Annotated in this window: 6 protein-coding genes; 4 read left to right on the top strand and 2 right to left on the bottom strand. The window is 73.0% G+C overall.

What is annotated here, in order from left to right:
* Positions 1-379: 379 nt before the first annotated feature.
* Both VK923_09015 and VK923_09010 read right to left on the bottom strand, forming a co-directional pair.
* The gene (locus VK923_09015) at positions 380-898 is read right to left on the bottom strand and encodes a hypothetical protein (protein HSJ44806.1); all 519 of its coding nucleotides are present in this window, start codon (positions 896-898) and stop codon (positions 380-382) included.
* A 285-nt stretch (positions 899-1183) separates the two neighbouring features.
* Positions 1184-2002, bottom strand: coding sequence for a fused MFS/spermidine synthase (locus VK923_09010; protein HSJ44805.1), 819 nt, complete (start codon positions 2000-2002; stop codon positions 1184-1186).
* Between the two features lie 256 nt (positions 2003-2258).
* On the opposite strand from VK923_09010, the gene VK923_09005 reads away from it, so the two are divergent.
* From VK923_09005 to VK923_08990, 4 genes are all read left to right on the top strand, one after another.
* Positions 2259-2900 (top strand): SAF domain-containing protein, encoded by a 642-nt coding sequence (locus VK923_09005; protein HSJ44804.1) that lies wholly within the window; start codon positions 2259-2261, stop codon positions 2898-2900.
* Complete coding sequence (locus VK923_09000; GenBank protein ID HSJ44803.1) at positions 2897-3634, top strand: hypothetical protein; 738 nt, start codon at positions 2897-2899, stop codon at positions 3632-3634. The genes VK923_09005 and VK923_09000 overlap by 4 nt, the downstream gene beginning before the upstream one ends.
* The gene (locus VK923_08995; GenBank protein HSJ44802.1) at positions 3631-4953 is read left to right on the top strand and encodes an ATPase, T2SS/T4P/T4SS family; all 1323 of its coding nucleotides are present in this window, start codon (positions 3631-3633) and stop codon (positions 4951-4953) included. Before VK923_09000 ends, VK923_08995 begins: the two co-directional genes overlap by 4 nt.
* Positions 4950-5381 (top strand): hypothetical protein (locus VK923_08990; GenBank protein HSJ44801.1); only part of this gene is annotated, 432 nt, incomplete at its 3' end. The genes VK923_08995 and VK923_08990, both read left to right, overlap by 4 nt.

Here is a 5381-nt window from a genome sequence, read left to right as displayed (position 1 = left end):
CCCCGACCGCGACGACCACTGGCGGGCGATCGCGCCGCGACCACCATCACCTGATCACGGCGCCGGCCTGCAACGTCGGCGGCTGGTACGACCTGTTCCTGGGTGGGACGCTCGACAACTACACCGGCATGCGCGCCCGGGTGGCCCCCCGCGGGCGCGGGCGCTGCAACGGCTCGTGATCGGTCCGTGGTCGCACAGTGTGCACGGCGCGTTCGTGGGCCGGGACTACGGTGCGTTCTCGGGCGCCGACGGCCTCGACCTCACCGCCGGCGTGATCGCCACAACGGGCCCGAGGAGCTGGTCACCGCCGTCACCATGGTCCACCACGACCGCGGCCACCTCGCGGGTGACCTTGCCGATCATCGCCCGCGGTTGATTCCTACAGGCAGAGCGAAGGGCCCCACTCGGTGTGGCCGCGGCCCTCGTGGCAGCGGAACTCCCTGAGCCCCGCGACGAGCCGGTGCACGCCCGGCGTGCCGTCGAGCACCATCTCGTCGGCGAACGTCAGGTGGTAGCGCGTCGCCTCTACCGAGTCGTCCCCGATGCTCTCGACGGTGATCACGACGTCGGTCTCGCCGGAGCCCGCCGCGGGCCCGTAGCGCAGCACGAACGGCGGCTGCGGGCTCGCCCCGGTCGGGTCCATGCCGAGCACGGCCTGCGCCGCGGACTCGGGGTAGTGTCGGTAGCACGGTCGCTCAGCCGAGACGAACGCGTTGAAGTCGTCGACGTTGGTCATGACGCCGTCGGCGTCCCACGCCGGCGCGTCGGGCCACATCAACGCCCCGGACGCGCAGCCGTGGTCCTGCGTCCGCTTACGCTTCCTCCTACGCCGCCGCAGGAGCGCGAGCATCCCGGCGACACCGCCGGCGACCAGCATGCGTCTGTTCGACTGCTCCATGCAGGCACCATAGACGACGAGCACAGGGTGTCGGGCACGTACCGTCAACAGTCCCAGAAGCGAAGAGATCGGGCATGGCGCCGGGACGGACGGTCACCGTAGGTGGCGGGATCGCCGGGCTGGCCACCCGCATGTGCGCCCGCTGCGACGGACGGGTCATGGTGCTGATCGAGCGGGACCCGGACGTGGCGGTCGGCGGTGAGTTCTGCGCCGGTCGCGTCACCGTGGTCGGTGGTCGGGGACACCGCACCGGGGACACGCACCGGGGACACCGGCGCCTGGAGGTCACAGGTCGGCGTCTTGGCGAGGCCGGGCGACCGACGCGAGCGCGGTCAGCCGCGCAGCCGACAGGAACTCGATCGTGCGTGGCGCCTGGCGGACCCGCCACTGCAGGCCGCCGCGATGCAGGGGGCGACGAGACGCGACCAGCAGCATGTTGCCGCGAGCGCGCAGGTCGGCGACGGCAGGCTGCCCGACCGCCAGGACGTGGGGAAGCGCGGTGCGGATCGTCGCCGCCTGGGCTCCGACGATCGACCACGGCGGCCCGTCGGTCAGGTTCACCACGTAGGCGCCACGGGGCCGCAGGACGCGGGCAACCTCGGCGACGAACTCTGCGGTGGCCAGGTGCGCCGGGGTCTCGCGTCCCACGAACGCGTCACCGACGACCAGATCGGCTGACCCGGTCGGCATGCGCTCCACGGCGTGGCGCGCGTCGTCGTGGTGGACCACCAGGCGCGGCGAGGACTCCAGGCCGAGCTCCCGCTCGGCGAGCCCGATCACGGCGGCCGAGGACTCGACGACGGTCTGGTGCAGCTCAGGCCGCCGGACCGCCAGCGCCCGCGGGAGCGCGAACGCGCCACCGCCGAGGTGGAGCAGGGCACACGGACCGGCGGGCAGCAGCGCCTCGATCACGGCGCCGAGCAGCACCAGGTACTCGAGCTCGAGGCTCCTGAGGTCGTGCAGGTCGACTGCGCCGTACGCGTGACCGTCGACCTGCAGCATGCGGACCGAGGGACGGGTGGCGTCACGCCGCACGGTGACCCGGCCCAGCGTGTCGTCGGTGACCACGACCGTCTGCCGATCGTCGCGCCCCCGGTCCGTCATGACGCCACTGTGTCGTAACGAGCGGCACTCCGCGGCCCAGTGCAGCGTGCTCAACGGCGCACGGGAGGCTCCCGAATGGCGCAGCGACACCGGCCATTGCCCGATCGGACATGAACCACCACACGCCATGATCTGATATGAAATGCGCTGCAATCGCAGCCGGTGGTAGGGACCAGGGTGCAGCGGGGACCGGAGGGGGCAGCAGCAGCATGGCCGATCGTAGCGACGACGCGGGTGTGCTCCGCACGAGGCACACATGACCACGACGACCCGACCGGACCGCACACGCGCCGACGGGATCCGGCTGTCGCCGGCGAGGCGGCGGTTCCACGTGCCGACCCTGTTGGCTGGCGTGCTGCTGGTCGTCGGCTGCGCGCTGGCCTTCGGCGTGCTCGCGCAGCACCTCACCGACACGCGTGCCGTGCTGGTCCTGGCCAGACCGGTCGCACGCGGGACGGTGTTGTCCGACGCCGACCTCGCCGTCGCACAGGTGTCCGCCGACACCGCGGTCCGCGTCGTGCGGGCCGACGACCGCCAGCGCCTGCTGGGCCGGACCCTGCTGCTGTCGCTGCCGGCCGGCACGGCGCTGACCGCCGAGCTCGTGGCCGCCGGCGCGGTCGACGTCGGTCCGACCAGCCGCACCATCGGCCTGCTGCTGGAACCTGGCGGCTATCCGACGTCGTCCATTGCACCTGGCGACACCGTCAGCGTCGTCGACACGGGCGGCGCGGGCGACGTGCTGGATGATCGCGCAGTCGTGCTGTCCACCGAGGCCATGGTCGACGGCGCCGCGACCCGGCTGGTGTCCATCGTGGTCGACGCCAGGTCCGCAGCGGCCATCTCCGCCGCCGCCGCGCAGGACCGGGTCCGCCTGCTGCTGCACCGGGCCGGACGATGACCGCGATCGCGCTCGGCTCGGTCAAGGGTGCACCCGGGGTGACCACCACGATGCTCGCCATGGCGGCAGTGTGGCCCACCGCCCGGCGCCTGCTCGTCGCCGAGCTCGATCCCGACGGGGGCGTGCTGGCGGCACGGCGCGGCCTCGGGTTCGAACCGGGGCTCGTGACCGCCGTGGCAGCGCTGCTGCGTGGCGCAGGAGCGGTAGACGACCACACGCAGGCGCTGAGCGACAGCGTCGCCCTGCTCGTCGCGCCGTCGACTGGGGAGCAGGTGCGCGCGTCGGTCGACGCGGGTGGCGACGCTCTGTGGGCCGCCCTGACCACAGACGGCGACGACCTGCTGATCGACTGCGGGCGGTTGCGCGCCTCGTCGGCGACGTCGACGCTCGCACACAATGCCGACGCTCTGCTGCTCCTGCTGCGCCCGCGGCTCGAGGACGTCGCGCTGGCACGCGACCGCGTGCGTTCGCTGCGCCGCTCCCACCTCGAACCGCGGCTCGTGCTCGTCGACGACGGTCCGTATCGCACCGACGAGGTCGTCGACGCAGTAGGCGCCCCGGTGCTGGCCCGCCTGCCGATGGACCTGCGCACCGCCGACGCCCTCAACGGCGTGACGACGCAGCAACGCCTCGCACGCTCGCGTCTGCTGCGCAGCGTCCGCGCGATGGTCGACGGGCTCCTCGCCGTCGAACCGCAGGTCCACGACCGCCCCGTCCCCGCCGATCACCCATGACCGACGGCACCCCCGACACGGCGCTGATCCGGCGCATCACGCGCGAGGTGGCCGACCAGCTGTCCGAGCGCACGACCGGCCAGCAGGAGCGCATGTCGCGCGACGACGAGCGATCCTACGCCCACGCGCTCATCAACGCGGCGCTCGAGCGGGAGGCGCAGGCACGTCTGCGACGCGGACTTGCGCCGGCGGGTGACGACGAGGACCTCGCCGTCGCGAGCGCCGTCCACGATCGCCTCTTCGGCCTCGGCCGCCTCCAGCCGCTGCTCGACGACCCACGCATCAACGACATCGCCGTCAACGGCTGCGACCGTACGTTCGTCACCTACCGCGACGGTCGGCGGGAGCGCTCCGCACCCGTCGCCGACAGCGACGCGGAGCTCATCGAGCTGATCCGCCTCGCCGCGGCGCGCATCGGCAGAACCGAGCGACGCTTCGACGCCGCTGAGCCCGAGCTCAACCTGCAGCTGCCCGACGGCTCGCGCCTCCATGCGATCCGGGATGTCTCCGGACGTCCGTCCGTCAGCATCCGCCGGCACCGCTTCGAGCTGTCGTTCCTCGACGAGCTCGTCGCCCTCGGCACGCTCGAGCGACCGCTCGCGGACCTGCTCGCCAGCGCCGTCCGTGCGCGCAAGAACCTGGTGGTCTGCGGTTCGACCGGCGCGGGCAAGACGACCCTGCTGCGTGCGCTGATCAACGAGATCGACCCGGCCGAGCGCCTGGTCACCGTCGAGGACAACCTCGAGCTGAGCATCGACCGCTTCGACGACCTGCACCCGGACGTCGTCGCGTTGGAGGTGCGCCAGGCCAACATCGAGGGCCGGGGCGGGATCGAGCTGGAGCAGCTCGTCCGCATGGGACTGCGCATGAACCCCGATCGCGTGATGGTCGGCGAGGTGCGGGGGCCGGAGCTGGTCCCGATGCTGCTGGCCATGACCCAGGGCCGCGACGGATCGATGTGCACGATCCACGCGGCCAGCGCCCGCCACGTGTTCGACCGCGCGCTGATGTACGGCCTCCTGCCGCCGTATGGCCTGCCGGTCGAGGCGAGCGCGCACCTGTTCGCCAGTGCCGTCGACTTCGTGGTGTTCATCGGCGACACCGGCGCGCGGACCGACGGCCGAAGGGCCCGGACGGTCCAGACGGTGCTCGAGGTCGTCGGCGCGGAGGGGCAGACCATCGCCGCGAACGAGCTGTACACCACCGGCGCGGATGGGGCCGGGCTGAGTGGGGACGGGCCGCCGATGCGCAGCGCGACGCGTGCCGACCTCCTGCGCGCGGGGCTTTCGACGGATGTGCTGCTGGGGACGTCGCCATGAGTATGCTCGCCGCCCTCCTCGGCTCGGGCGTGGGGCTCGGGCTGGTGCTGATCGCCTCCGGCGTGCGCGGGACACCACCGGCGACGGACATCGTCCGGCTGCGCACGCGGATCCCGATCGATCGCCTGCTCGGCGTCGCTGCCGTCGCCGCGGTCACGTTCGCGGTCACCGGCTGGCCGGTGCTCGCGGCCCTCGCCGCGTGCGGCACCGTCGCGGTGCCGCGGGTGCTGTCCGCCGGACGCCGTCGCGCAGCGGCTGCCCGCAGCGACGCGGTGGCCCAGTGGATCGAGATGCTGCGTGACACGATGGCCGGCGCGGCCGGCCTCGAGGAGGCGATCGTCGTCACCGCGCGCCGGCCTCCACCGGTGATCGCGCCCGCGGTCATGAGGCTGGCGGGGCGGCTCGAGCACCAGAGGATGGCAGACGCG

The sequence above is a fragment of the Euzebyales bacterium genome (assembly GCA_035461305.1).
Lineage (GTDB): Bacteria > Actinomycetota > Nitriliruptoria > Euzebyales > JAHELV01 > JAHELV01.
The sequence above is the reverse complement of the archived record's forward strand: the minus strand, read 5'-3'. Positions and strand labels throughout refer to the sequence as shown.

Bases quoted from the DNA above. Each gene is read 5' to 3' on its own strand.
- VK923_09015 (HSJ44806.1), bottom strand. From the start codon at position 898: ATGGAGCAGTCGAACAGACGCATGCTGGTCGCCGGCGGTGTCGCCGGG.
- VK923_09010 (HSJ44805.1), bottom strand. From the start codon at position 2,002: ATGACGGACCGGGGGCGCGACGATCGGCAGACGGTCGTGGTCACCGAC.
- VK923_09005 (HSJ44804.1), top strand. From the start codon at position 2,259: ATGACCACGACGACCCGACCGGACCGCACACGCGCCGACGGGATCCGG.
- VK923_09000 (HSJ44803.1), top strand. From the start codon at position 2,897: ATGACCGCGATCGCGCTCGGCTCGGTCAAGGGTGCACCCGGGGTGACC.
- VK923_08995 (HSJ44802.1), top strand. From the start codon at position 3,631: ATGACCGACGGCACCCCCGACACGGCGCTGATCCGGCGCATCACGCGC.